Below are 23,440 nucleotides of genomic sequence, written 5' to 3'. Positions count from 1 at the left end.
CGCCAGCAGCACGCGGTCGCCCGGCTGCAGGTGGCGCAAATAATCACGGTAATTTTGCGCATCCACGCCCTAATCCGCAGCGTCGGACAGCGGCAACCCGCTCTTCAGCAAGTCCAGCTTGCCGCAGAGGATACGGGTCATCCCCCCCACGCCCTGGCGCCCGGTATCCACCACGATGTCGGCCACTTCACGATACAGCGGGTCGCGCTGCTGGTATAGCTCGCGCAGTTTGGTCAGCGGATTGTCGGTTTGCAGCAGCGGGCGGTTGCGGTCGTGCCGCGTGCGTTCATACAAATGCTCGGGTGTGCCGCGCAAATAAATCACCACGCCATTTTTCTTCAGGTTTTCGCGGTTGGCCGCCGACAGTACCGCGCCGCCGCCGGTGGCCAGCACGATTCCGGACCGGGTCGTCAGCTCGGCGATCACCGCCTCCTCGCGCTTGCGAAACCCCGCCTCGCCCTCGATTTCGAAAACCACCGGAATCTTGACCCCGGTGCGCGCCTCGATCTCGTGGTCGGAGTCGTAGAAGGTGCAGCCGTAATGCCTCGCCAGCAGCCGCCCCACCGTGGTCTTGCCGGCACCCATCAGCCCAACGAGGAAAAGGTTGTCTTGCTTGCTCATGGCGCCATTCTAATTGAGAGTGACCTGTTGGAAAGTGGGGCATGGGAAGGGTGCGGGAAGAAAATCCGAGCGAAAAAAGCGCGGGACACGCCCGCGCTTTTGTATTTTCCGCGATCAACGGAGTGACAGGCGCTCGTCGATGATGCGCGGCGTGAGGAAGATGATCAGCTCGGTCTTGCTGTTCTCCTTGGTGGTGGTTTTGAACAGATTGCCGAACAGCGGCACATCGCCCAGCAGCGGCACCTTGTTCACGGTCGAGTTTTCGTCGCCGTCAAAGATGCCGCCCAGCACCAGCGTTTCACCGTTGTTGACGCGCACCTGGGTCTTGATCCGCTTGGTATCGATTGCGGGATCGGAAATGCCAGAGATGAAGCGCACCGCGTCTTTCTGCACCTCGACCGTCAGGATGACGGAATCGTTGTTGAGGATCTGCGGATCGACCAGCAGGCACAGAAAGGCGTCCTTGAACGTCACCGTTGCGGGCTCGTTGGCCGTCGCGGGTGTGACGTACGGAATCTGCATACCGTTGAGAATTACCGCCGGCTTCTGGTTACTTGTCATCACGCGCGGATTGGAAATCACCTTGCCCTTGTTATCTGCTTCCAATGCGCGCAACTCCAGGCTCAGAAGATTGCCATTGGCGAGATTCAGCAGGGACAAAGCCACGTTCCCTGCACCGTCAGTGGTCGGCAACGCCTGCCCCTCTCCCGTACTATCGAACAGAACAGGGTCGCCACCAGCGTTTCCACTCTTGGCTGCAGTAAAACTCAGGCGCGCACCCAGATCGCGGCTCCAGCCATCGGTCGCCACCACCACCCGCGCCTCGATCATGACCTGGCGCGCCGGCACGTCCAGCCGTGCCAGCAGTTCGCGCACTTCCTGAATCTTGCGTGCCGTGTCGGTGATGATCAGCGTATTGGTTTTCAGCTCATAGGTCGCACGGCCTCGCTTGGTCAGGACTTTCTGATCGTTCTCGCCTTTGCCCTGCTGCGAAGCCTGGGCCGCCGCTGCGCCGCTCAGCCCCTGCGCCTGCGCCGAACAGTTCACCGCGTTGTTGCCGGCGGAAGCGAGGAAGGCGCCGGCTGCGAAGCCATACAGCATGGTTTGCGCTTCATCCGCCCGCATGTAGTTCATCTGGATGTATTCGGTGGTCAGGGGCTCCAGATCGGCCACCGCGGAGCGAGCTTCATACTCGAGCTTCTCCTTGGCCATCAGTTCATCCTTGGGCGCGACCCAGATGACGTTGCCGTTCTGGCGCTTGTCCAGGCCCTTGGTTTGCATGATGAGGTCGAGCGCCTGATCCCACGGCACGTCTTTCAAGCGCAGGGTGAGATTGCCGGTCACGGAGTCGCTGGCGATGATGTTGAGGCCGGTAAAGTCTGCGATGACCTGCAGCACCGAGCGCACTTCGACGTTCTGGAAATTGAGCGAAAGTTTCTCGCCGGTGTATTTCGTCTTGCCGTCAGCGGTTTTCTTCTGCGCATCGTCGCTCTGCTTGACTTCGACGATGAAGCTGTTGTCGGTCTGGTAGGCGGAATACTCCCAGCCGCCTTTGGGCTGGATCACCATACGGGTGTTGTCGCCCAGGGTATAGGTTTCGACGATCTGCACCGGGGTGCCGAAATCGGCCACGTCCAGACGGCGCTGCAGGGCTCTGGGCAATTCGGTGCCGATGAAGTCGACCACCACGCCGCCGGCCTGCTGGCGGATGTTGATGCCCGCCTGCGCGTCGGACAGGGTGGTCACGATGCGTGCCTCGCCCGCGGCGCCGCGCCGGAAATCGACATCGCGAATGCTGTGGCGCGCCGAACCGGGCGCGGCTTCGGCAAAACGCGGGCTGACATTCACCGGCGCGGCCCCGACGCCGACGCCGACATCGCCCAGCGCGACGAGCAGCGACTTGCCATCGATCCGGGCTTCGTATTCAACCGACTTGTTGAGGTTCAGCACCAGACGCGTGCGCGTGCCGGCCTGCACCACGTTCACGCTCGACAGCGGACCGAGATTGGCCTCCACGGTATTGCGCCCCATGGCGTTGCCGGTGTCGGGCAAGTCGAGCGCGATGCGTGGCGGGTTGCCTACGGTGAAGCCGGCCGGGGTGGCGGTCAGCGCATTCTTCAGGTTGACGCGCACCACGACCTTGCCGCCAGGCAGGGTCGTGGTCTCGACGCTTTCCACCGCGTTGCCGGTGGGCGGCGCATCGGCAGCGCGCACCGCGAGCGGCAACGCCAAACCGGCGAGCAGGGCAATCCCGAACAGATGACGGATCATACGATCTTTCACGAGCTTCAACTCGTAGAAAATCGGAGTCCCCTTGTGGGGCATTTTCCGGGCAATGCTACGAACAATGGTTTTGGGCAATGCGTTCATGTCAGCCTCTTTGGGATTCAGTGCTAAAGGTCATTCTTGCAAAAGCAGGGTGCTGGTGCGCTCGGACCAATCTCCGGCGCTATCCTGGACAATTTCACGCAAGCTCACTTCACCATCGCCGATCTGTGTGATGCGGCCGAAGTTCTGCCCGGCATAATTGCCCTTTTTGACGTGGTAGATTGCGTTGTCCGGCGTTTTGATCACCGCGTGGACCACCCCTTGTCTGGACAGCATGCCCACCATTTTCAGGGTTTCCAGCGAGTAGGCCTCAAGCGGCTCCTTCGGGCGGTTGAGATCGGGCTGCATGCCGCCTCCGCCGCCGGTCGAGAGTTTTCTTGGCTTGAAGGGGTCGGGCAGGTCGAAGGCGTTGTAGGTGAACGACTCATACACTTTGACCTGCGGCAGCGGCTCGATTTTTCCCTGCATATCCTTGCCGGTCTCGGCGACAAAGGTTTGCAGATCGTCCATGCTGTCGCCGCCGCAAGCGGTCAGGCCCAACGTAAGAAAAAGAATGGCCAGGCGCTTCATTTCTTTTGCTCCTTGGCTTGCTGTTTGCGGGCGATCACTTCTTCGTCGTCCAGATAACGGTAAGTCTTGACGATGGCATCCATGTTCAGCACACCGTCCTTGGCGGGTTCCATGGCGATGTTCTGCAAGGTGACGATGCGTGACAGCTTGGAAACGTCGCTGACGAAGGCCGCTACGTCGTGGTAACCGCCGGTAACCTTCACCCGGATCGGCGTTTCGGCATAGAACTCGGAAACGGTTTCGGCATCGGGCTTGAACAGGTCGAACTGCAGCCCACGCCCCAGACCCGCCTGGTTGACGTCGGTGATCAGCGCATCCATTTCCTGCTTGTTGGGCAATTGCTTCAGCAGCGCGCCGAAGGCCTGCTCGATGTCGGCCAGCTGCTTGGTGTAAGCCTCCAGATTGATGGCCTGGTTTTTCTTGGTGGTGAACACGCTGCGCAGTTCGGTTTCCTTCTGCCTGGCCGCATCCAGCGTTTCCATCCCGCCACGCCAGTCGAACCACCAGCCAGCCACCACCAAGGCCACGCTGAGCAACGCAAGCGCCACCAGCTTGGTCGGCAGCGGCCAGTCGGCCAGCGTTTTCAGATCGAGTTTGTTGAAGTCGTCCAGGGTCATGCTTTGCCCCCATTGTCTTTTGAGTCGTCCGCCTGCTGGCGGGTCTGCTTGACCGACAGCACAAATTCGTTGGCACGCAGATTGTTCACGGTGGCCGACTTGATTTCGACCAGGTTGGCCGACTCGAACCAGGGCGAATCATTCAGATTGCGCATCAGGGTGGAAACGCGCGCGCTCGACTGGGTATAGCCGCTGATGGTCACGACATCGCCCGCCTGCTTGAAGGACTTGAGATAAAGGCCATCGGGCAGCAAACGGATCATCTGGTCGAACAGGTGAACGACTTCGGTACGGTTGGATTGAAGGGTCTCGACGACCTGCTTGCGCTCCAGCAGCGCCTGCGTCTGTTCGCGGATTTTCTTGATTTCGCCGATCTGGCTGTCAAGCTTGGCGATTTCCTGTTCGATGAAGGCATTGCGCGCATCCTGCGCCGACTGGCGCGCGGCGATCACGCTGTGTCCGAGGACGACGGCGATCACACCCGCCGCCACGGCAATACCGAGCAGGAGATTGATCTGGCGGCGCCGCGCGGCACGTGCCAGTTCGCGATGGGGGAGCAGGTTAATGCGGATCATTGGGGGTCAAACCTCCGCATGGCGAGGCCGCAAGCGACAAAGAGGGAAGGCGCGTCGGCGGTCAGCGCCTGCGGCCGGATTTTGGAGCCGACTGCCATGTTGGCAAACGGGTTAGCGACCATGGTCGAGGTGCCGGTGCGCTGCCCGACCACCTCATCGATGCCGGGGATCATGGCGCCGCCACCGGCCAGCAGGATCTGATCGACCTTGCGATACTGGGTTGACGTGGTAAACAACTGCAGGGCGCGGCCGATTTCCATCGCCAGGGTTTCGCTGTAGGGCTGTAACACTTCCATGTCGTAGCTTTCGGGCAGGGTGCCTTTGCGCTTGGCATTTTCGGCCTCTTCGCCGGTCATGCCGTAGCGGCGCGAAATCTCATTGTTGAGCTGGTTGCCACCGAAGCCGTGCTCGCGCAGGTAGACCGATTCATTGTCGTGGAGGATATTGATGTGCATGTTCTGCGCCCCCACATCGATAATCGCGACTGTCTGCCCGGCGCCGTTTTCGGGCAGCAGATGGGCAATCTGTTCGTACGCGGTTTGCGTGGCGAAGGACTCGACATCCATGATCAGCGCCTTGAGGCCGGCCGCCTCGACCACGGCCACGCGGTCTTCGACTTTTTCCTTGCGCGCGGCGGCGAGCAGAACCTGCACGTCGTCCGGACTGCCGGGCGACACACCGAGCACCTGAAAGTCGAGATTCACCTCGTCGAGCGAGAAAGGAATGACCTGATTGGCCTCGGCTTCCACCTGGTTTTCCAGATCGAGGCCGCTCAGGCTGGCCGGCGCCAGGATCTTTTTGGTAATGACGGACGATGACGGCAGGGCGATCGCAACGTTCTTGACCCGCGTGCCCATATTTTTCCAGGCGGTGCGCAGGGTGTCGGCCACCTGGTCGAGGTTGGCGATATTACCGTCCGTCACTGCATCCTTGGGCAAAGGCTCGACAACATAGCGTTCCACTCGCAGCATGCCCTTGCCGACATCGGACAGCTCCACCAGCTTGACCGCGGTCGTGCTGATGTCGAGTCCGATGATGGGCAGACCCTTGGCGGACAGCCAGTCCAGATTAATATTAAGGTGCAAGAGTTTTCCTTTACGCTTCTGTAGGTTGGCGTTTTTACTTATTATTTTTTTTAGATGCTAGCAACAACACACGGTTTTTAACAGTTTTTTTCTTGCCGCATACCAAGAGTTGAACACCTGTGTCCAATTTCCAACACCACTAACGCCTATAATCGGCGGAAACTTTAGACATCGCATAGCAAGGAACCGGATGTTTTCAAAATGGTGGCATTACACACTGGCCCTGATCGTCAGCCTTGGCGTCGTCGGAACGGCGCTGGCCGGGTTGGCGGCCGCACTGATTTACCCCAACCTGCCGCCGCTTGAAGCGCTGACCGACTACCAGCCCAAGCTGCCGCTCCGCATCTACACAGCCGACGGCGCGCTGATCGGCGAATTCGGCGAGGAGCGCCGCGCCTTTATCGCCATCGACAAGGTGCCGGCCTACATGAAGCAGGCGATCGTTGCCGCCGAGGACGAACGTTTCTATACCCACGGCGGCGTCGACACCCTCGGCGTGCTGCGCGCGGCGGGCTCGAATCTGCTGTCCGGCGGCGCCAAGGAAGGCGCATCGACCATCACCATGCAGGTGGCACGCAATTTCTTCTTGTCGAATGAAAAGACATTCACCCGCAAATTGTCCGAAGCCATGCTGGCAATGAAGATCGAACACAACCTGTCGAAGGACAAGATCCTCGAGCTGTACATCAACCAGATCTATCTCGGCCAGCGCGCCTACGGCTTCGAGGCTGCGGCACGCACCTATTTCGGCAAGTCGATGCGCGAGCTGTCGCTGGCCGAGTTCGCCATGCTGGCGGGGCTGCCGAAAGCGCCGTCGCGCTACAACCCGGTGGTCAATTTCCCGCGCGCCAAGGCACGCCAGGAATACGTGCTGGGGCGGATGCGCACGCTCAAGTTCATCGACTCGCCAACCTGGCAGGCCGCGGTCAAAAAGAAACTGGTGATCCGCCAGACGCGCCGGCAGGCCGACGTCAGTGCCGACTATGCCGCCGAAATGGTGCGCCAGGCCCTGTTCGAGAAATACGGCGAATCCATCTACAGCTCGGGCTACAAGGTCGTCACCACGCTGCTACGCACCCAGCAGACCGCCGCCAACCGTGCGGTGTGGGAGGGCATCGCCGATTATGACCAACGCCATGGCTACCGGGGACCCGAAAACCAGATCGGCCTGCCCGCCGACAAGGTGCAACGCGAGGCGGCGATCGCCGGTGCACTGGAAGACCTCGCCCCGGTGAGCGACATGCAACCCGCGGTGGTGTTGAGCGCCTCCCCCAAACTGATCCGCGCGCAGTTGCACGGCGGCACGGTCATCGACATTTCGGGCAGTTCGCTCAAGTGGGTGGCGAACTGGGCCGCCGGCAAAAAGGGCCGGCAACTCGCCCCCGGCGCGGTGGTGCGGGTACAGGCGGTCGGTAGCAAGCCGCAATGGCGACTGGCGCAGCTGCCCGAGGTGGAGGCCGCGCTGGTCGCCCTGGACCCCAAGGACGGCGCCATTACCGCGCTGGTCGGCGGATTTGACTTCCACCGCAACAAGTTCAACCGCGTGACGCAAGCCTGGCGCCAACCGGGGTCGAGCTTCAAGCCGTTCATCTATTCCGCCGCGCTGGAAAAGGGCTACACGCCGGCCACCCTTATCGAGAATGCGCCGCTGTCGCTGAGTGCCGAAGAAACCGGCAGCGCCGCATGGGAGCCCAAAAACTATGACGGCAGCACCAGTGGCCCGGTGCGAATGCGCACGGCGCTGACCAGGTCGCTCAACCTGGTCTCGATACGCATTTTGCAGGCTATCGGCCCGCATTACGCCCGCGACTACATCCGCCGCTTCGGCTTCGATCCGGCACGCCACCCGCCTTATCTCACCATGGCGCTGGGCGCGGGCAGCGTCACCCCGCTGCAGATGGCGGCGGCCTACAGCGTGTTTGCCAATGGCGGCTTCAGTATCAATCCCTATCTGATCGACAAGGTATTCGACAAGGACGGGCGCCTGCTGATGCAGGCCAGCCCGCAGCAGGTCGGCGGCAGCGCGCCGCGCGTAATCGACCCGCGCAATGCCTGGCTGATGACCAGCATGATGCAGGACGTGGTGCGCTACGGCACCGCCGCACGCGCCGGCCAGCTGGGACGCAGCGACCTTGCCGGCAAGACCGGCACCACCAACGACGCGCTCGACACCTGGTTCGCCGGCTACAACCCCGACCTGGTGACGATCACCTGGATGGGCTACGACCAGCCGCGCTCGCTCGGGCGGCGCGAGACGGGTTCGCAATCCGCACTGCCCATCTGGATGAACTTCATGGGCTCAGCGCTCAAAGGCGCGCCGCAAAAAGGCTGGGCGATGCCCGGCGGCATTATCAGCGTAAAAATCGACCCGGCTACCGGCGCCCGCCTGTCCGAAACGGTGTGGGACACCTTGCTGGGGAATACCCTGGGGGTTGAGACACCCAGCCTGGTAGAGCATTTCTATCAGGAATTTCCCCCGCCCGAAGCGCCTGAAACCAACTGGGGCGATGGCTCGGGCATACCCGGCGAACCCGCCATACACCTCCCCGAAACCTTGCCATGAAGAATCGGGACATGCGCCGCCGCATTGCGCATGCCGCGGCGCGCATACTGGCCGAAGACGGCAGCCTCGATTACGGTAGCGCCAAACGCAAGGCCGCACGTCAGCTGGGAGCGCCCGACAGCGGCAGCCTGCCCGACAACCAGCAGATCGAAGAAGCCCTGCGCAGCTACCAGGCGCTCTACCAGGCGGACGAGACGCGCGCGCAACTGGCGCTGTTGCGGCAGGTTGCCGTTGAGTACATGGAACAGCTGGCCGATTTCGACCCCCACCTGACCGGCTCGGTGCTCAACGGCACGGCAGGCCGCCACACCGGCATCACCCTGCAACTGTTCACCGACCAGCAAAAGGAGGTCGAATTCCTGTTGATGCGTCTGCCCACGCCCTACCAGGCCGCCGAACATCGCGCAGCGGACGCCACGGGGCGGATCTATCCCCGCTTCGTCATCGACGATCCGCGTGCAACGGTCGAGATCGTCGTCTATCCGGCCACCGAACTGCGTGGCATGAAACGCCTGCAGGCCGACGGCAGTCCGCGGCGCGTACGCCTGCCGCAGGCGCGGGCCCTGACTTGACCCCTTTATTTGCAACCCGTTCCGGCATGGAAAATGCCGATTGGCCTTGAAAATATTATTAACGGGTAAACGGTCGTAATCCTATTTTTTCGACACTACGTGCCCCTGAATTTGCTGCTGCTGGTGCTGATCGAAGCGCTCATACCCGGCGGCGCCATCTATGCGGGGGGCAGTGCGCGCTTCCTCGACGACAATATGGTTCCGGCCGGTCTCCAGCCCCTGCTGCCCAAGGCCCTGACCTTTACCCTTGAGCCTCTTGCAAACCCCCTCGCCGAGACGTGCAAAGCGACCGCACCACTCACGGGAAGCGATTTTTCGTCATGACAAGGTGTCAGCTCAACTGTTGTTTAGCTTAAAGGCATATTTTCTGTAGTCCATGGCGAGGAAGTGCCAGCATCGTCAGATGCACAGGAATTCGGAGATATTTTTTGACCCTTTCACCGTTATTTGTTGTGTTGGCCAGCCTCGTGGGAGCGGCTTTAGCCGCGATACGGGCGGTAGCCCGCAAAGGTGGCGCGGCAAGACCCTGGCGAGCATTTGCTCTTTGCGCCTGGCGGCGCATCGCGGCTAAAGCCGCTCCCACGGGGCCGCCTGCGAGATGCCGCAGGGTAGGGCTTCATCGCATCGGAGGGAGCAAGACATAGCGTCAACAGCCAACAGTGACATAGCCTATTTTTTTGAGTTGGCCGTTTCATGGTCGTAATCGCATCAGCTGATCGGCCGATAGCGCCAAAAGCCCCAGCATCAAGTGACTCTTCACTTTGGCGGCGCCCTGAACCCTCAGGTGATTTCCGCCTAACTCATCCTTGAGCCCTGAGCCGTGCATTGGTGCGCTCGTTGTAGCGGATTGTGCTCAATCAAGGGGACGTGGCCCAAGCTGCGACAGTGCTCATGCAAATCCTGGCTGCAATAGGCGGCGTCCATCACGTCGTAGCGGTTGGTGCCGCGCTCACAGGCCGTCGGAATTTCTTCGAGTATCTGCGCCAGGGTTTGCGTGCGCTGACGCTGGGTCGGGGATTCCTTGACCGGGGCGCGAGTCTTGCCGCGACCAGGTCTGCCGTACTTTTTGCCTGCGCCGGCTTTCTTGCCCTTCTTCGCTCCCGCTCCCGCCGCAACTGAGTCGGCCTTTGTCTCTACTGCTTTTTTCGCAGGGCGCTCCCGAGCTTTACTTTAATGGCGGCGCCATCGCGACTGATATGCCCGATCAGTTCATCGCCAAGGTGTTCCTTTGATGAGCGCTTCATATACGCGCTCGGCCAGGTCAAGCTCGGCGAACTCGTCGAAGGCGCGTGAGAAGGTGAATTCAGAAGGCAACTTATTGCATAGCGCAAAGCCGTAGATGCGCCGCAGGGCTCGGTCTATCGTCAAGCGTTCAATGAGGCGGCCGTTGTGGTCAGCCCCAATACAGCCTTGGCGACAAAAGCATTGGCAGGCCACGCACGCTCGTGTGGAGGGCGCCCAACTCCACACCACGACACTTGCGTGAACTCCTCGATGCGCACTCGCTCCAGGATATGAATCACCGCTCTAGCGTTGCGTATTGAAATCAAATCGTGCCGAATCACATTCCAGCGTTGCATGATTATTTCGCGTCGAGTAGCATCCATTGGGCGGACGCTATGATGTTTGCGTGGTAGCTGCATCATCCCAGAAATGGCCACCTGCACCTTCCAATTTCGCCTCACGCCGCGAAAAATCAAGCCAGCAGGAGGGGGCTTGCAAGAGGCTCCGATTACAAAATCCGGCATACATCCTCGCTGCAGACCCGAACTTTACGACTAAGCTGACGGTCTTTGCCGGGACAGCATTCGCAGAAAAATTTTTCAGGGATTTTCACCATGACTTCATCGCCTTTTCATAGCGGCGAGCTTGACGCGCAACAACGCTGGGGCAACCCGGAGCTGTGGACCGAGGCGCGCATAAACCAGCTTCTCTGGGATCGCATCCCGGAGCAGGTTAACGCCCGGATCGAGGCGGCGCCGTTCTTCTTTCTTGCCACCAGTTCTCCAGATGGGCGCTGCGACTGCTCGTTCAAGGGCGGCGGCCCCGGCCTGGTCAAGGTGCTGGCGCCGGATCGCCTGGCGTTCCCGCATTTTGAAGCGCGCGTGAAAGGCAACGGCGTCTATGCGAGTCTCGGCAACATTCTGCTCAACCCCTATGTCAGCATGCTGTTCGTCGATTTCTCCGACGGCGCCCGCCTGCGCGTGAACGGAAAGGCGTCCATCCATGGAAACGCGGCGATGATGGAGCCGTTTCCGCAGGCGGAATGCGTCGTGGTCGTGGACATCGAGCTGGTAGCGCCGAGCTGCCCGGCTTACATCCCCCCAATGGTTCCGGCAGAACCGCTTCCCAGTGCCGCAGAATGAGTTCCTATCAAATCGCCGCGAACGTCGAGTGGACCAGCAAATGCAATGCGCTGTGCTCGATGTGTCCGAGAGGCCTGATCGAAAACCCCATGCTCATGAAGGAGCAGACTTGGCGCAAGGTGCTGGAACGCCTGGCACCGCAGGATGTGTTCCGTACCGTCATCGCGGGCTACGGCGAACCCACCACACACACTAAATTCTTCGAGTTCGTGAACGACATGCGCGGCCACCCGATCCGCTTCGACATGGTGAGCAACGGCCACCAGCTCGATGCCGAGCGCATCCGCCATCTGGACGGTGCGATCGACGTGCTGATCGTTTCTTTTTCCAGCATTGACCCCGGGGTATACCGGCGCGTGCACGCCAATCTCGACCAGGCGCGCGTCATGGAAAACATCAAGCTGGCGCAACGGCTGTTCAAACATACCAAGCTGGCCATCAGCCTCACGCCCATGCCGGAATGCCTGCCTTCGCTGCCGGACACCATCGCCTGGCTGCGTGCACAGGGCGTGGAAGTCCTCACCATGTCGCCCACCCTGTACAACCGCGGCGGCACGCTGAAGGAGCACGAACTGGCTACCGGGAAATTACGCCAAATGATCCGGCAGCACCGCCTGCACTCGCAGGAACTGGATTTTGTTCCCAGTGTCCGGGATGTTTTTCAGCAGTGGCGCAGCAACAGTTTCAAATGCATTCCGCGCAACATCGATATTTTCATTGCGGCGAGCGGCGACTATCTATATTGCTACAACGATGTCGGCCATAAATACCCCATTGGCCATGTGGCTGATATGAGCATTCGCGAAGTGCTGGTTAGGCGCGAAGGCATGGCATTGATTCCGGAGTTGTGCAACGGCTGCAACATGCTCAACCGCTACGACGCGAAGGAGCTGGTCAAAGCTGGCCTCTCATACCTGCGCGCCAAACGGCGGTTTCAATCCCCAAGTGCAAAAAGTGCAGCATGATGCTGCTTGAAATCGAACGCGTCGGGCGTGAACAACTCTGCGGGGCACTTGAAGCCTAACGACTTGCGCGGCCGGGTGCTCGGTTTCCAGGTGATTTCGTCCAGTTCGTCCTGAGCGAAGCCGCTCAAGTCACTACCCCTGGGCAGGTACTGGCGCAACAAGCCGTTGGTGTTCTCATTGATGCCGCGTTGCCAAGACTGAGCGTCGAAGCTGAACGCCCAAGCTCCTGCGTAATCCGTCCGGACTTAAATCCCATCGATAACTGTGTCTGGATCATCGTCCGCTCTTCAAGACTTAACTGCTTGTAAAAAATGTTGGACTTGGGTTTTGAGCGCGCCGAACTTATCCGTAAATAAGTGATGATATTTTTCCATGCACGATGGTCGAGCATGGAGAAATGATGCGAAGGCATGGGAAGTTATGGATTATTTCTGGGCGCGTGTGGAGCCGCTGATACCCGTACGCCAACGTTTGACAGACCAGACCTACAGACGCCGTGCGGGCGGTGGGCGCAAGCCCAAAGACCCTCGGCTGGTGTTTGAAAGCGTCATCTACGTGCTGAGAACGGGCTGCCAGTGGAAAGCGGGGCTTGCCGATTACGATGACCTGAAGGCATTGCCTGGCGGTGGCAGGGCATTAACGGGGCGATGATGAAAGCACCCTTGGCGCAGGCAAGCGTAGGCCCCAACCCAACGGACCCAGGAAAAAAGCCAGACGTTGGGTCGGTGAAGTGGCGCACAGATGGTTTAACCGCTTTCGCAAACTGCTGGTGCGGTATGAGAAACTTGACCGTAGCCTTCTCACACTAAGCCACTTGGCCGCAGCAATCATGGCGTTCAGAAAGATAAAGCCGGATGCAAATATTATTTACGGACAAGTTCTTAATCAGGGGTTCCTTAATTGAATACCATAATTTCCAACCCGGCCGCCGGCTTGGCTGAACGCCCTTTCGATGCGCGCTTTTCCCAGCCCGGCGCGGATGATCGCGCCGAGGTTGAACACTTCATCGGCGATGTTTTTTACCAGATATATGGCGCAAAAATCAAACGATTCAAACCCTGCCTGATGAGCCTGCGCGACCGGGATAACAAACTGGTTGCGGCTTGCGGATTTCGCAGTGCCGCGCTTGAACCGCTTTTTCTGGAAACTTATCTGGATCGACCCATCGAGGCGATACTCTCGGAACACGTTGGCTTTCCGGTCAGGCGCGACGACATTGTCGAGGTGGGCAATTTCTCGGTTGTGGGGCCGGGGATGGCGCGTTACCTGATTACCGCCATCAACGACCATCTCCATGACACGCACAATCAATGGGCCGCGTTTACCGCCGTTCCGGTGTTGCGTAATGCGTTTATCAAGATGGGCCTGAATCCGGTCTTGCTTGGCGACGCGGACAAGAGTCGGCTCCCCCCGGAAGATCAGGCGGATTGGGGCAGCTACTATGCACAGAAGCCACAAGTCATGGCGATAAGGCGCATCGAGCGGCACAACAATCCGCGGATGTCAGAAACCGGGACGCCCGAACCCGCAACCGCTGTGCGCTGCCAAGCCTGCGGAATGATATTGAAGCAACAATGAGCCCATCCGTCATCGATGCCATCACCCGGCTGGGCAACGAACAACCCGACTTGCCAGCCCTGGTCGGCAATCGGTATGCACTCACCTATCGGGAACTCGCCGCTGCAATCGAACAACTCGGCGCGCAACTGCGCGCCCGTCCCGCTAGAGCAATTGCACTGGCACTGGATAACTCGCCGCTCTGGGCAGCCCTGGACCTGGCCGGACTGAACGTCGGCAAGCCGGTCATTCCGTTGCCGTTTTTCTTTTCGGCAGAGCAAATTGCGCACAGCATCCACGATGCGGGGATCGATTGTATCTTCACCGACCAGTCGGAGCGATACCGCAAGCTGCTGGAAGCCGCCGGCATCGAAATGGGGGAGCAGTTCAGCCACAACTTGAATGGCCAGGCCTACAGTGAACTCCGCCTGCGCAACATCGCCGCGAAGCCCTTGCCTGCGGGAACCGTCAAGGTGACCTATACCTCCGGCACTACCGGGCAGCCGAAAGGTGTGTGCCTGGGCGCGGACGCGCTGCAACAGGTTGCGTCCTCCCTGCTGTCCGCCACATGCGGCAAGGCGGACGACCGGCATATCAGCGTGCTGCCGCTGTCCACACTGCTGGAAAATATCGCCGGCGTGTATGTGCCGCTGCTGGCCGGTGCAAGCTGCCATCTGCTGTCGCTCGCCGATGTGGGCTTGAGCGGCGCGACCGGGCTGGACATCAAAAAAATGCTGGGCGCGCTGATCGGATGCCGCGCCACGACTACCATCCTGACGCCGCAACTGTTGCATGCAATGGTGGCCGCCATCGAAGCGGGGCATCCCGCGCCGCAGCAGTTACGCTTCGTCGCCGTGGGCGGTGCACCCGTCGCCACGCGTCTGCTGCAACGCGCACAAGCACTCGGCCTCCCGGTATTCGAGGGCTACGGCTTATCCGAATGCGCCTCGGTGGTCGCGCTCAACACCGAAGTAGAACGCTGCACCGGCAGCGTCGGCAAACCGCTGACGCACGCTCAGGTGAAATTCGCCGAAGACGGCGAGATTCTGGTGAGGGGCGCGACGCTGCTCGGTTATACCGGCGATATACCGGTGCAGCCGGGCGCATTCTGGCCGACTGGCGATATCGGGCATCTCGACGAGCAGGGTTTCCTGCACCTCACCGGGCGCAAGAAAAACATTTTCATCACCTCGTTCGGGCGCAATGTGTCGCCGGAATGGGTGGAGCGCGAGTTGACCCTGCACCCGGCCATTGTGCAGGCGGCGGTGTTCGGCGAAGCGCGCCCGTGGAATGTGGCGGTAGTCGTGCCACGCGGTACCACGCCCGAAGCGCTCGGCGCGGTAAATCAGGCGATCGAAGAGGCGAACGGTGTGCTGCCGGATTATGCGCAGGTAAAATACTGGTTGCCCGCGCAGGCGCCGTTCCTGCTGCAGAACGGACAACTGACCGCGAACGGCCGCTTGAAGCGCGAGGCGATCTGGCAGCTTTACCAGACATCCATCGAGCAACTGTATGAGGGAAAGCCAGGCAACGATTTGGTCGACATTACAACAACGGGAGGTTCTGCATGAATTTGTCGGGTAAACGCATCATCCTGACCGGCGCAGCCGGCGGCATCGGCTACCGCGTGGCATTGCTGCTCGCCGAAAAAGGCGCGCGGCTGGCGTTGGTCGGACGCAACGCGTCGCGCGTGGAAGAAATTTGCGCCGAAATCAACCAGCGCGGTGGCCTTGCCGTGCCCGTCATACTCGACCTTTCCGGCGAAGGCGCTGCCGAGCAAGCAATGGCTGCCGCGCTGCAATCCCTCGGCGGCATCGATGTGCTCGTCAACAATGCCGGCATCATGGATTTCACGCTGTTCGAACGCCAGGATCCGAAACGCATCGGGCAGATGATCGGCGTCAATGTCATCGCGCCGATGCTGCTGGTGCGCGCCGTGCTGCCGCATCTGCTAAAACAGGACGGCGGGCGTATCGTCAACATCGGCTCGGCGTTCGGCTCGATCGGCTTCCCGCATTTCGCTACTTACTGCGCCAGCAAATTTGCCATGCGCGGGTTTTCCGAGGCGCTGCGCCGCGAACTGGTCGACACGCAGGTCGGCGTCACCTACGTCTCGCCGCGCGCCACCAAAACGCCGCTGAATGATGATGTCACTACCCGGATGCTGGAAGAAACCAAAACCAGCATGGACGCGCCGGAATATGTCGCCGCACAGATCGTGCAGGCAATCGAGCGCGACTGCAAGGAACATTTCATCGGCCAGCCGGAGTCTTTCTTCGCGCGGCTGAACGGCATGTTCCCGCGCCTGGTCGACGGCGGCCTGCTGAAGAACACCCGCATCGCACGCAAATACGCCCAGTCTGTTAACAAGTAACTGTTCACTCAAGGAGGAGGTTCACCCATGAAGAAGTACGCCTGGTTAATCGCACTATTGTTCGCTGCCAGCAGCGCATTCGCCGAACCCACCCAGCTCGACGCATCCATCGTGAAATTGCAGCACGATTGGGCGACGGCTTTCTACCAGACGCCCGAAAAAGAAAAAAAGGCGGCATTTGAGAAACTTGTCAAGGAAGCGCACGAAGTGACCACCGCCAACCCGGGGCGCGCCGAGCCGATGATCTGGGAAGGAATCATTACCAGCACCCTGGCCAAGTATCAGAGCATCTTCTCGGCCGGCGGCACCGCAAAGGCTGCGCGCAACCTGCTGCTGGCTGCAGAAAAAATAGACGCCAATGCGCTGAACGGTTCCGCACTGACATCGCTTGGCAGCCTGTATTACAAGGTGCCGCGCTTCGGCTCTTTCGGCGACTATGACAAGGCGCGCGAATATCTCGAGCGCGCGCTCGAGGTAAATCCGCATGGCATCGACCCGAACTTCTTCATGGGCGAGCTCATGGTCGAGCGCGGCGACCGCGTCAAGGCGCTCGAATACTTCAAGAAGGCACAGAACGCCCCTGCGCGCCCCGGCCGCGAAGATGCGGATACCGGCCGCAAGGCAGAAATCGAAGCAGCGATCAGGAAGATAGAAGGGAAATAACAACGATTCCGGGTGGGGTCACTGCTCCCCCACCCATTGATTCAACAGCCGGCGCGCCCATTCGGTGACTTCCGTCGCGGTCATGCCGATGCGGGCGCGCTGCTGCGCCAATTCGTTGCCCGCCGCGCCGTGCAGATACACCGCCAGCAGCAGCGCGTCGTCGACACTCATTCCCTGCGCGATGAAGGCAGCGATTATGCCGGTCAGCGCGTCGCCCTTGCCCGCCGCGCTCATGCCGGGGTGGCCGGTTTGATTGACGAACAGCTTACCGTCGCGCGTGGCGCACAGGCTGGGAGCGCCTTTCAGCACGACGCTGCAGGCGAATTTCTGCGCCAGTTGCCACGCCGCCGCAACGCTCTATCAGGAGATATGACTGTCATTAGAGCCTCTTGCAAAACTCCTCGCCGAGGCGTGCAAAGCGGCCGCACTCGCTCACGGGAAGCGATTTTTCGTCATAACGAGGTGTCAGCTCAGCTGTTGTTTAGCTTAAAGGCATATTTTCTGAAGTTGTTTTATCGACACCATGCGCAAAAAATCAAGGCATGCCGGCCTTGACCCAGCGTGCCGCATCGCGCGCGAAATATGTCAACACGCCATCCGCACCCGCCCGCTTGAACCCCAGCAGCGCTTCCAGCACGCACGCTCGCTCGTCCAGCCAGCCGTTCTGCGCCGCCGCCTTCAGCATGGCGTACTCGCCGCTGACCTGGTAGGCATAGGTCGGCACGCCGTACGCATCCTTGATGCGGCGGATCACATCGAGATACGGCATGCCCGGCTTAATCATGACCATGTCGGCGCCTTCCTGCAGGTCCATGCCGACTTCCCACAGGGCTTCATCGCTGTTGGCCGGGTCCATCTGGTACGTAAACTTGTTGCCCTTTCCCAGATTGGCGGCGGAGCCGACGGCGTCGCGGAAGGGGCCGTAAAAGCTGGAAGCGTATTTGGCGGCATAGGCCAGAATCCGGGTGTGGATGTGGCCGGCGCCTTCGAGCGCGGCGCGCAGGGCGGCAACGCGACCGTCCATCATGTCGGACGGGGCGACCACATCGGCGCCGGCCTGGGCGTGAACCACCGCCTGCCGTGCCAGCACGGCGACGGTCTCGTCGTTCAGCACGTAGCCGCTGTCGTCGATCAGCCCATCCTGGCCATGGCTGGTGTAGGGGTCGAGCGCAATATCGGTGATGATGCCCAGGTCGGGGAAGCGGTTTTTCAGCGCGGCCACGGTGCGTGGCACCAGGCCATCGGGGTTGAGCGCCTCTTCCGCACCCAGTGTCTTCAGGCCCGCATCGATCACCGGGAACAGCGCCAGTGCGGGTATGCCCAGCTGCATGCATTCCTCGGCCACCGGCAGCAGCAGATCGATCGACACCCGCTCGACCCCGGGCATCGACGCCACCGGCTCGCGCCTGTTTTGGCCATCCAGAACAAACACCGGATAAATCAGGTCACTTGGCGTAAGTGTGTGCTCACGCATCAGGCGGCGGGAAAAGTCGTCACGGCGCATGCGGCGCATGCGCCGTGCGGGAAATTGGCCGAATAGCAGGTTCACAAACATCTCCAAAGAAGAATATGTACGGCGTTCTGGAACTTTCTTCAAACGGGACTACTCTGTAGTAACAGACGGTCTTGCATCGTCTCCCGCTTCTCCTCCCTGAGCGGGATGCCTTAATCCCCTTAAGGCATTTTCAGCCCCGGCCCCTCCCTTGGTCGGGGCTTTTTTATTGTGCAGCCCCCAATTACTCGGCAGCCTGTACCTGCCCGGCTTCCTGCTGTGGGACCTGGACGAGCCAGCTTTCGACAACAGCCGCCGCTTCCTCGACGCCCAGGCGCGACAGGCTGGAAAACAGCTGCACGGTAACCGCGTCCAGCGCGGCAAGTTCCTGTTCGACGCGGCGCAGGGTAAGTGTTTTTTCGCTGTTGGACAATTTATCGGCCTTCGACAGCAGAATGTGCATCCGTTTGCCAGTGGGGGAGAACCAGTTGAGCATTTGCCAATCCAGCGGGGTGAGCGGATGGCGCGCATCCATGATCAGCACCATCCCGACCAGCGCCTCGCGCTCCTGCAGATAGCGCGACAGCAGGCCCTCCCATTTCGCCTTCACCGCAGGCGGCACTTTTGCATAGCCGTAGCCCGGCAGGTCGACCAGATAGGTGTCGGCATCCACTTCGAAAAAATTGATGAGTTGGGTGCGTCCGGGCGTTTTAGAGGTATACGCCAGCCGGTTTTTTCGTGTCAGCAGGTTGAGGGCGCTCGATTTTCCGGCGTTGGAACGCCCGGCAAACGCAACTTCGGCACGGCTATAGGGCAAATCGCGCAGCTGAGCGACCGAGGTATGGAATTGGGCGCGATTGAGCACGGGCTTGGCAGTCATATTGGTTACCGCTAAACTACCCGTTTTCCCAAGTTTTGCAAGCTTCAGGAGCTTTTGATGAAACGCATCGTCTCTCTGGCAGCCGCCCTGGCCGCCACATCTGCTTTTGCCGTTACCCCTGCCGCTGGCCCGGCCAGCAAAGGCGATCCCAAGGCGGCGGAAAGCATCGCCAACCAGATTTGTGTCGCCTGCCACGCGGCGGACGGCAACAGCACCATTCCTGCCAACCCCAAGCTGGCCGGCCTCAATGCGGAATATCTCAACAAACAGCTCACCGAGTTTAAATCGGGGACGCGCGCCAATGCCATCATGTCGGGCATGGTCGCCAGCCTCTCGGCGCAGGATATGCTGAATCTGGCTGCGTATTACAGCGCCCAGCAGCCCAAGCCGGACACCGCCAAGGACCGGGAACTGGCGTTGCGCGGCGAGAAGATCTACCGCGGCGGGGTTCAGGGTGCCAGCGTTCCAGCGTGCGCCTCCTGCCACGGCCCGCAGGGCAAGGGGATCCCCGTCCAGTTCCCGCGCCTGGCCGGCCAGCATGATGAGTACATCTACACGCAGCTGAATGCTTTCCGCGTCGAGGCGCGCGCCAACGACGCCGCCAAGATGATGCGCAGCATCGCCGCCAAGATGACGGATGCCGACATGAAAGCCGTGTCTGCTTATATCCAGGGCTTGCGTTGAATTACCCACGATCGTCCAGACGTCGATCGTGGGTCGCACGGTGCGCGATACGCACCGTTTCACGTCTGTTCATTCCGCCGTCGCGGGGCTTGCAGGCCCACGGCATACGATTCCCGGCGGGCGGCATTATTTGATTTCGCGGGCACGCTGGATTGCCTCGCTGCGCGCGCAACGACAAAAAACCGATGGCCAATCCGGCTAAATGTTTTGGCCACGCTTGAGCCAATCAGAGGGTGACACACGTCACCCTTTTTTTATTTACTTGCCCCCTCGGGATACTACGGCCGCCATGAACTCCAGCTCCCAGTCTTTCGGCAAGTCCCTGTTCGATCTGCTGAGCTCGATGCGATTTGCCATCAGCCTGCTGTCCATCCTCGCGGTCGCGTCGGTGATCGGCACGGTGCTGAAGCAGTCCGAGCCGTACAGCAGCTACCTCATCCAGCTCGGCCCGTTCTGGTTCCAGGTGTTTGAGAAACTGGACCTGTACGACGTCTATCATGCCGCCTGGTTTCTGCTCATCCTGACCTTCCTCGTCGCCTCCACCAGCGTCTGCATCACCCGCAATGCACCGAATTTCGTGCGCGAAATGAGAAGTTTTCGCGAGCACGTCAGCGAACAGTCGCTGAACGCATTCAAGCACAAGCACGAAGCGGCGACCACGCAGCAGCCCGAGGCGCTGGCCGCCAGCGCGCAGCGTTATCTCGAAGGCCAAGGCTATAAAGTCAGGAACCTGCCGCGCGAGGAGGGGGTGCTGCTCGCCGCCAAGGCCGGCAGCTGGAACCGGCTCGGCTATTTTCTTGCGCACTCGGCCATCGTGATGATCTGCATCGGCGGCCTGCTGGACGGCAACCTGATATTCAAGGCGCAGCAAGTGCTGGGCGTCAAGAAGATCGAGACGCGCGACATCCCGCAAAGCCAGGTGCCGGCGATTTCGCGCCTGTCGCCGTCCAACCCGTCGTTTCGCGGCAGCGTGCAGATACCCGAGGGCTCCAGCGCAAGCGTGGCTTTCCTCAACGTGGCCGACGGCTATCTGGTGCAGGAGCTGCCCTTCACCGTGGCGCTGAAGCAGTTCCGCATCGAACACTACACGACGGGCCAGCCGAAGAGCTTCGAGAGCGACATCGAGCTGTTCGACCACGCCGGCAAGAAAATCCGCGCAGCGACGATTGCCGTCAACCACCCGCTGATCCACGACGGCGTCGCCATCTATCAGGCGAGCTTTGCCGACGGCGGCACTCGTCTGACCCTGCGCGGCTGGAATCTGTTTGCCCCTGCGGCAGCGTTCTTTGCCGTCGAAGGCGCGGTGCACGGGAGTACCGCACTGACCAGCGCAGCGGGGGACTACACGCTCGAATTCATCGATTTCCGCCCGTTCAATATCGGGGACATGGGCGGCGACATCGAAACGCCCCGCGACACCATGAGCGTGCTCGGCGGCAGCCCGGTCAGCAACAACCGGCATTTGCGCAATGTCGGCCCAAGCTTCCAGTACAAACTGCGCGATGCGCGCGGCCAGGCGCGCGAGTTTTCCAACTACATGCTGCCGCTGCAACTCGACGGCCGCTGGCACCTGATGTCGGGGGTGCGCGAATCGCCCAACGAGGCCTTCCGCTACCTGCGCATGCCGCTCGACGCTGCGGGCGAGATCGACAGCTTCATGCGGCTGCGCGGCGCGCTGCTGAATGCGGAACTGCGTCCTGAAATCGCCGCCCGCTTCGCCCGCCAGGCGTTGTCGCAAGAGGCCTGGGGCACGGAGATCGAAGACAAGTTGAAATCCAGCGCCAGCCAGATGCTGGGATTGTTTGCGGAAGGCGGTTTCCGGTCACTGGGCCGCTTCATCGAGGAAAAAATCTCCGAGGCCGAACGTGAAAAGGTAATGGGCACCTATCTGCGCATCCTCGAACTCGCCGCGTTCGAGGCGCTACAACTTGCCAACCGGCAGGCCGGACTGCCCGCCCCCCAGACCGACGAAGCGACCGGCTGGCTGGTGCGCGACACCCTCAACAGCATGAGCGACCTGTCCGTCTATGGCGCGCCGATCTATCTGCAACTGATACAGTACGACGAAGTCAAGGCCACTGGCCTGCAACTCACCCGTTCACCCGGCAAGAACGTGGTCTACTTCGGTTCGCTCTTGCTGACACTCGGCGTATTCTTCATGCTCTATGTGCGCGAACGTCGCATATGGCTGCGCATCAAACCGGGCCACGCGCTGCTGGCCATGGCGTCGGCCAAGCACACCATCGATTTCGAGAAGGAATTCACCCGGCACGCGCAGGCGCTGGACACGCTGGCAAAATAAAAATGCATCCGCGAAGGACGCGGATAAAAAATGTTTTGATACGCAATAACCCGGAGACCCCGCCATGGAGCTCGCCCTCAACCAACCCACCCCGCTGCTGAAGCGCCTGTCGTGGCTCGACTGGCTGTTCGCCGCCATCGTCGCGGCGGGCGGGCTGTTCGCCCTGTCGTGCTTCGGCGACTACATGGATACTTATGAGAAGGCCATCCTGCTGGCGGCGATTCCGTCGCTGGTGGTGTCCGGATGGCTCTGGAAGCCGTTTCGGCCGCTGTTCATCGTGGTCGGCACCGTCAGCCTGTTCGCCGTCAGCCTGTACCAGGGCAATCTCGCGCGCATGGAAGAAGCCTTCTTCCTCAAGTACCTGATCTCCAGCCAGGCCGCCATCATGTGGATGTGCGCCTTGTTCGGGCTCGCCACGCTGACCTACTGGGCGGGCCTGCTGACGCGCTCGGAATTCATGCTGAAAACCGGCAGCACGCTGACCTGGTCGGCGATTGCCATGGGCTTCATCGGCCTGACGGTGCGCTGGTACGAGTCCTACCTCATCGGCGCCGACATCGGCCATATCCCGGTATCCAACCTGTACGAAGTGTTCGTGCTGTTCTGCCTCATCACCGCGACGATGTACCTGTATTACGAAGCGCGTTACCGGACGCGGCAGATGGGCGCCTTCGTACTGCTGGTGATTTCGGCAGGCGTCGGCTTCATCCTCTGGTACACCTTCGACCGCAGCGCGCATGAAATCCAGCCGCTGGTGCCCGCGCTCAAATCGTGGTGGATGAAACTGCACGTACCAGCCAACTTCATCGGCTACGGCGGGTTTTCCATTGCCGCCATGCTCGGCGTGGCCTATCTGCTTGCCGGGCGCGGCATCCTCGCCAGCCGCCTGCCCAGGCTGGAAGTCATCGACGACATGATGTACAAGGCGATCGCGATCGGCTTCGCCTTCTTCACCATCGCAACCATCCTCGGTGCGATGTGGGCCGCCGAAGCCTGGGGCGGCTACTGGTCGTGGGATCCGAAGGAAACCTGGGCGCTGATCGTGTGGCTGAACTACGCCGCCTGGCTACACATCCGCCTGGTCAAGGGCCTGCGTGGCCCGATGCTGGCGTGGTGGGCGGTGGTCGGCCTGTTCGTCACCGTCTTTGCCTTCATCGGCGTGAACATGTTCCTGTCGGGACTGCATTCCTACGGCACGCTGTAAACGAATCGTCGACCATCGCTCC

General features: G+C 60.7%; 22 protein-coding genes and 3 pseudogenes. 13 read left to right on the top strand and 12 right to left on the bottom strand.

The genetic code is table 11. The features are described 5' to 3' along the window. Positions 1 to 69: 69 nt before the first annotated feature. The 6 genes from ACZ41T_RS10860 to ACZ41T_RS10835 all read right to left on the bottom strand — a co-directional run bounded on the left by ACZ41T_RS10860 (position 70) and on the right by ACZ41T_RS10835 (position 5,796). The gene (locus tag ACZ41T_RS10860) at positions 70 to 621 is read right to left on the bottom strand and encodes a shikimate kinase (protein ID WP_464921410.1); all 552 of its coding nucleotides are present in this window, start codon (positions 619 to 621) and stop codon (positions 70 to 72) included. Between the two features lie 114 nt (positions 622 to 735). After that, the gene (gene pilQ / locus ACZ41T_RS10855; protein ID WP_464921409.1) at positions 736 to 2,904 is read right to left on the bottom strand and encodes a type IV pilus secretin PilQ; all 2,169 of its coding nucleotides are present in this window, start codon (positions 2,902 to 2,904) and stop codon (positions 736 to 738) included. Between the two features lie 117 nt (positions 2,905 to 3,021). Continuing rightward, positions 3,022 to 3,519: a pilus assembly protein PilP gene (locus ACZ41T_RS10850; protein WP_464921408.1), complete on the bottom strand. Its 498-nt coding sequence runs from the start codon at positions 3,517 to 3,519 to the stop codon at positions 3,022 to 3,024. Next, a complete protein-coding gene (locus tag ACZ41T_RS10845) occupies positions 3,516 to 4,136 on the bottom strand; it encodes a type IV pilus inner membrane component PilO (protein WP_464921407.1) in 621 nt (206 codons plus the stop codon). Before ACZ41T_RS10845 ends, ACZ41T_RS10850 begins: the two co-directional genes overlap by 4 nt. Continuing rightward, a complete protein-coding gene (locus ACZ41T_RS10840) occupies positions 4,133 to 4,711 on the bottom strand; it encodes a PilN domain-containing protein (RefSeq protein WP_464921406.1) in 579 nt (192 codons plus the stop codon). Before ACZ41T_RS10840 ends, ACZ41T_RS10845 begins: the two co-directional genes overlap by 4 nt. After that, positions 4,708 to 5,796, bottom strand: coding sequence for a pilus assembly protein PilM (locus ACZ41T_RS10835; RefSeq protein ID WP_464921405.1), 1,089 nt, complete (start codon positions 5,794 to 5,796; stop codon positions 4,708 to 4,710). The genes ACZ41T_RS10840 and ACZ41T_RS10835 overlap by 4 nt, the downstream gene beginning before the upstream one ends. A gap of 190 nt (positions 5,797 to 5,986) precedes the next feature. On the opposite strand from ACZ41T_RS10835, the gene ACZ41T_RS10830 reads away from it, so the two are divergent. From ACZ41T_RS10830 to ACZ41T_RS10820, 3 genes are all read left to right on the top strand, one after another. Further along, positions 5,987 to 8,359 (top strand): penicillin-binding protein 1A, encoded by a 2,373-nt coding sequence (locus ACZ41T_RS10830; protein ID WP_464921404.1) that lies wholly within the window; start codon positions 5,987 to 5,989, stop codon positions 8,357 to 8,359. Continuing rightward, the gene (locus tag ACZ41T_RS10825; RefSeq protein ID WP_464921403.1) at positions 8,356 to 8,931 is read left to right on the top strand and encodes a hypothetical protein; all 576 of its coding nucleotides are present in this window, start codon (positions 8,356 to 8,358) and stop codon (positions 8,929 to 8,931) included. The genes ACZ41T_RS10830 and ACZ41T_RS10825 overlap by 4 nt, the downstream gene beginning before the upstream one ends. A 111-nt stretch (positions 8,932 to 9,042) precedes the next feature. Next, complete coding sequence (locus tag ACZ41T_RS10820) at positions 9,043 to 9,255, top strand: hypothetical protein (protein WP_464921402.1); 213 nt, start codon at positions 9,043 to 9,045, stop codon at positions 9,253 to 9,255. 367 nt (positions 9,256 to 9,622) lie between these two features. Here ACZ41T_RS10820 and ACZ41T_RS10815 read toward each other — a convergent pair. After that, a pseudogene (locus ACZ41T_RS10815) lies at positions 9,623 to 10,538 on the bottom strand (transposase). A gap of 231 nt (positions 10,539 to 10,769) precedes the next feature. Between ACZ41T_RS10815 and ACZ41T_RS10810 the strand changes: the two are divergent. Both ACZ41T_RS10810 and ACZ41T_RS10805 read left to right on the top strand, forming a co-directional pair. Further along, complete coding sequence (locus ACZ41T_RS10810) at positions 10,770 to 11,297, top strand: pyridoxamine 5'-phosphate oxidase family protein (protein WP_464921401.1); 528 nt, start codon at positions 10,770 to 10,772, stop codon at positions 11,295 to 11,297. After that, complete coding sequence (locus ACZ41T_RS10805) at positions 11,294 to 12,262, top strand: radical SAM protein (RefSeq protein WP_464921400.1); 969 nt, start codon at positions 11,294 to 11,296, stop codon at positions 12,260 to 12,262. The genes ACZ41T_RS10810 and ACZ41T_RS10805 overlap by 4 nt, the downstream gene beginning before the upstream one ends. Here ACZ41T_RS10805 and ACZ41T_RS10800 read toward each other — a convergent pair. Both ACZ41T_RS10800 and ACZ41T_RS10795 read right to left on the bottom strand, forming a co-directional pair. After that, positions 12,232 to 12,462 (bottom strand): annotated as a pseudogene (locus ACZ41T_RS10800) (transposase); the annotation flags it as partial. The gene ACZ41T_RS10805 and the pseudogene ACZ41T_RS10800 overlap by 31 nt on opposite strands. Continuing rightward, positions 12,387 to 12,653, bottom strand: coding sequence for a hypothetical protein (locus ACZ41T_RS10795; RefSeq protein ID WP_464924026.1), 267 nt, complete (start codon positions 12,651 to 12,653; stop codon positions 12,387 to 12,389). The gene ACZ41T_RS10795 and the pseudogene ACZ41T_RS10800, both read right to left, overlap by 76 nt. Between ACZ41T_RS10795 and ACZ41T_RS10790 the strand changes: the two are divergent. The 5 genes and pseudogenes from ACZ41T_RS10790 to ACZ41T_RS10770 all read left to right on the top strand — a co-directional run bounded on the left by ACZ41T_RS10790 (position 12,635) and on the right by ACZ41T_RS10770 (position 16,856). Continuing rightward, positions 12,635 to 13,166: pseudogene (locus tag ACZ41T_RS10790) on the top strand (transposase). The gene ACZ41T_RS10795 and the pseudogene ACZ41T_RS10790 sit on opposite strands and share 19 nt — an antisense overlap. Continuing rightward, on the top strand, positions 13,163 to 13,840 hold the full coding sequence (locus tag ACZ41T_RS10785; protein ID WP_464921399.1) for a thermostable hemolysin: 678 nt from the start codon (positions 13,163 to 13,165) through the stop codon (positions 13,838 to 13,840). The pseudogene ACZ41T_RS10790 and the gene ACZ41T_RS10785 overlap by 4 nt, the downstream one beginning before the upstream one ends. Then, a complete protein-coding gene (locus ACZ41T_RS10780) occupies positions 13,837 to 15,390 on the top strand; it encodes an AMP-binding protein (protein WP_464921398.1) in 1,554 nt (517 codons plus the stop codon). The genes ACZ41T_RS10785 and ACZ41T_RS10780 overlap by 4 nt, the downstream gene beginning before the upstream one ends. Then, entirely contained in the window at positions 15,387 to 16,193 is an 807-nt protein-coding gene (locus ACZ41T_RS10775; protein ID WP_464921397.1) for an SDR family oxidoreductase, read from the top strand. The genes ACZ41T_RS10780 and ACZ41T_RS10775 overlap by 4 nt, the downstream gene beginning before the upstream one ends. A 27-nt stretch (positions 16,194 to 16,220) precedes the next feature. After that, a complete protein-coding gene (locus ACZ41T_RS10770; protein WP_464921396.1) occupies positions 16,221 to 16,856 on the top strand; it encodes a tetratricopeptide repeat protein in 636 nt (211 codons plus the stop codon). Between the two features lie 18 nt (positions 16,857 to 16,874). Here ACZ41T_RS10770 and ACZ41T_RS10765 read toward each other — a convergent pair whose 3' ends face one another. The 3 genes from ACZ41T_RS10765 to yihA all read right to left on the bottom strand — a co-directional run bounded on the left by ACZ41T_RS10765 (position 16,875) and on the right by yihA (position 19,228). Then, entirely contained in the window at positions 16,875 to 17,165 is a 291-nt protein-coding gene (locus ACZ41T_RS10765; RefSeq protein ID WP_464921395.1) for an ADP-dependent NAD(P)H-hydrate dehydratase, read from the bottom strand. A gap of 226 nt (positions 17,166 to 17,391) precedes the next feature. Further along, positions 17,392 to 18,411 carry a porphobilinogen synthase gene (gene hemB, locus ACZ41T_RS10760; protein ID WP_464921394.1) on the bottom strand — a complete coding sequence of 340 codons (1,020 nt, stop codon included), beginning with the start codon at positions 18,409 to 18,411 and terminating at the stop codon, positions 17,392 to 17,394. A 181-nt stretch (positions 18,412 to 18,592) separates the two neighbouring features. After that, on the bottom strand, positions 18,593 to 19,228 hold the full coding sequence (yihA, locus tag ACZ41T_RS10755; RefSeq protein WP_464921393.1) for a ribosome biogenesis GTP-binding protein YihA/YsxC: 636 nt from the start codon (positions 19,226 to 19,228) through the stop codon (positions 18,593 to 18,595). 57 nt (positions 19,229 to 19,285) lie between these two features. Here yihA and ACZ41T_RS10750 point away from each other — a divergent pair, with 57 nt between their 5' ends. The 3 genes from ACZ41T_RS10750 (at position 19,286) to ccsB (ending at position 23,418) form a co-directional block, all read left to right on the top strand. Further along, positions 19,286 to 19,912, top strand: a complete 627-nt coding sequence (locus ACZ41T_RS10750; protein ID WP_464921392.1) for a c-type cytochrome — start codon at positions 19,286 to 19,288, stop codon at positions 19,910 to 19,912. Between the two features lie 289 nt (positions 19,913 to 20,201). Beyond that, positions 20,202 to 22,214, top strand: coding sequence for a cytochrome c biogenesis protein ResB (locus tag ACZ41T_RS10745; RefSeq protein ID WP_464921391.1), 2,013 nt, complete (start codon positions 20,202 to 20,204; stop codon positions 22,212 to 22,214). Between the two features lie 64 nt (positions 22,215 to 22,278). Further along, on the top strand, positions 22,279 to 23,418 hold the full coding sequence (ccsB, locus tag ACZ41T_RS10740; RefSeq protein ID WP_464921390.1) for a c-type cytochrome biogenesis protein CcsB: 1,140 nt from the start codon (positions 22,279 to 22,281) through the stop codon (positions 23,416 to 23,418). The last annotated feature ends 22 nt before the right edge of the window (positions 23,419 to 23,440 follow it).

This window comes from Thiobacillus thiophilus (genome assembly GCF_055378705.1).
The sequence above is the reverse complement of the archived record's forward strand: the minus strand, read 5'-3'. Positions and strand labels throughout refer to the sequence as shown.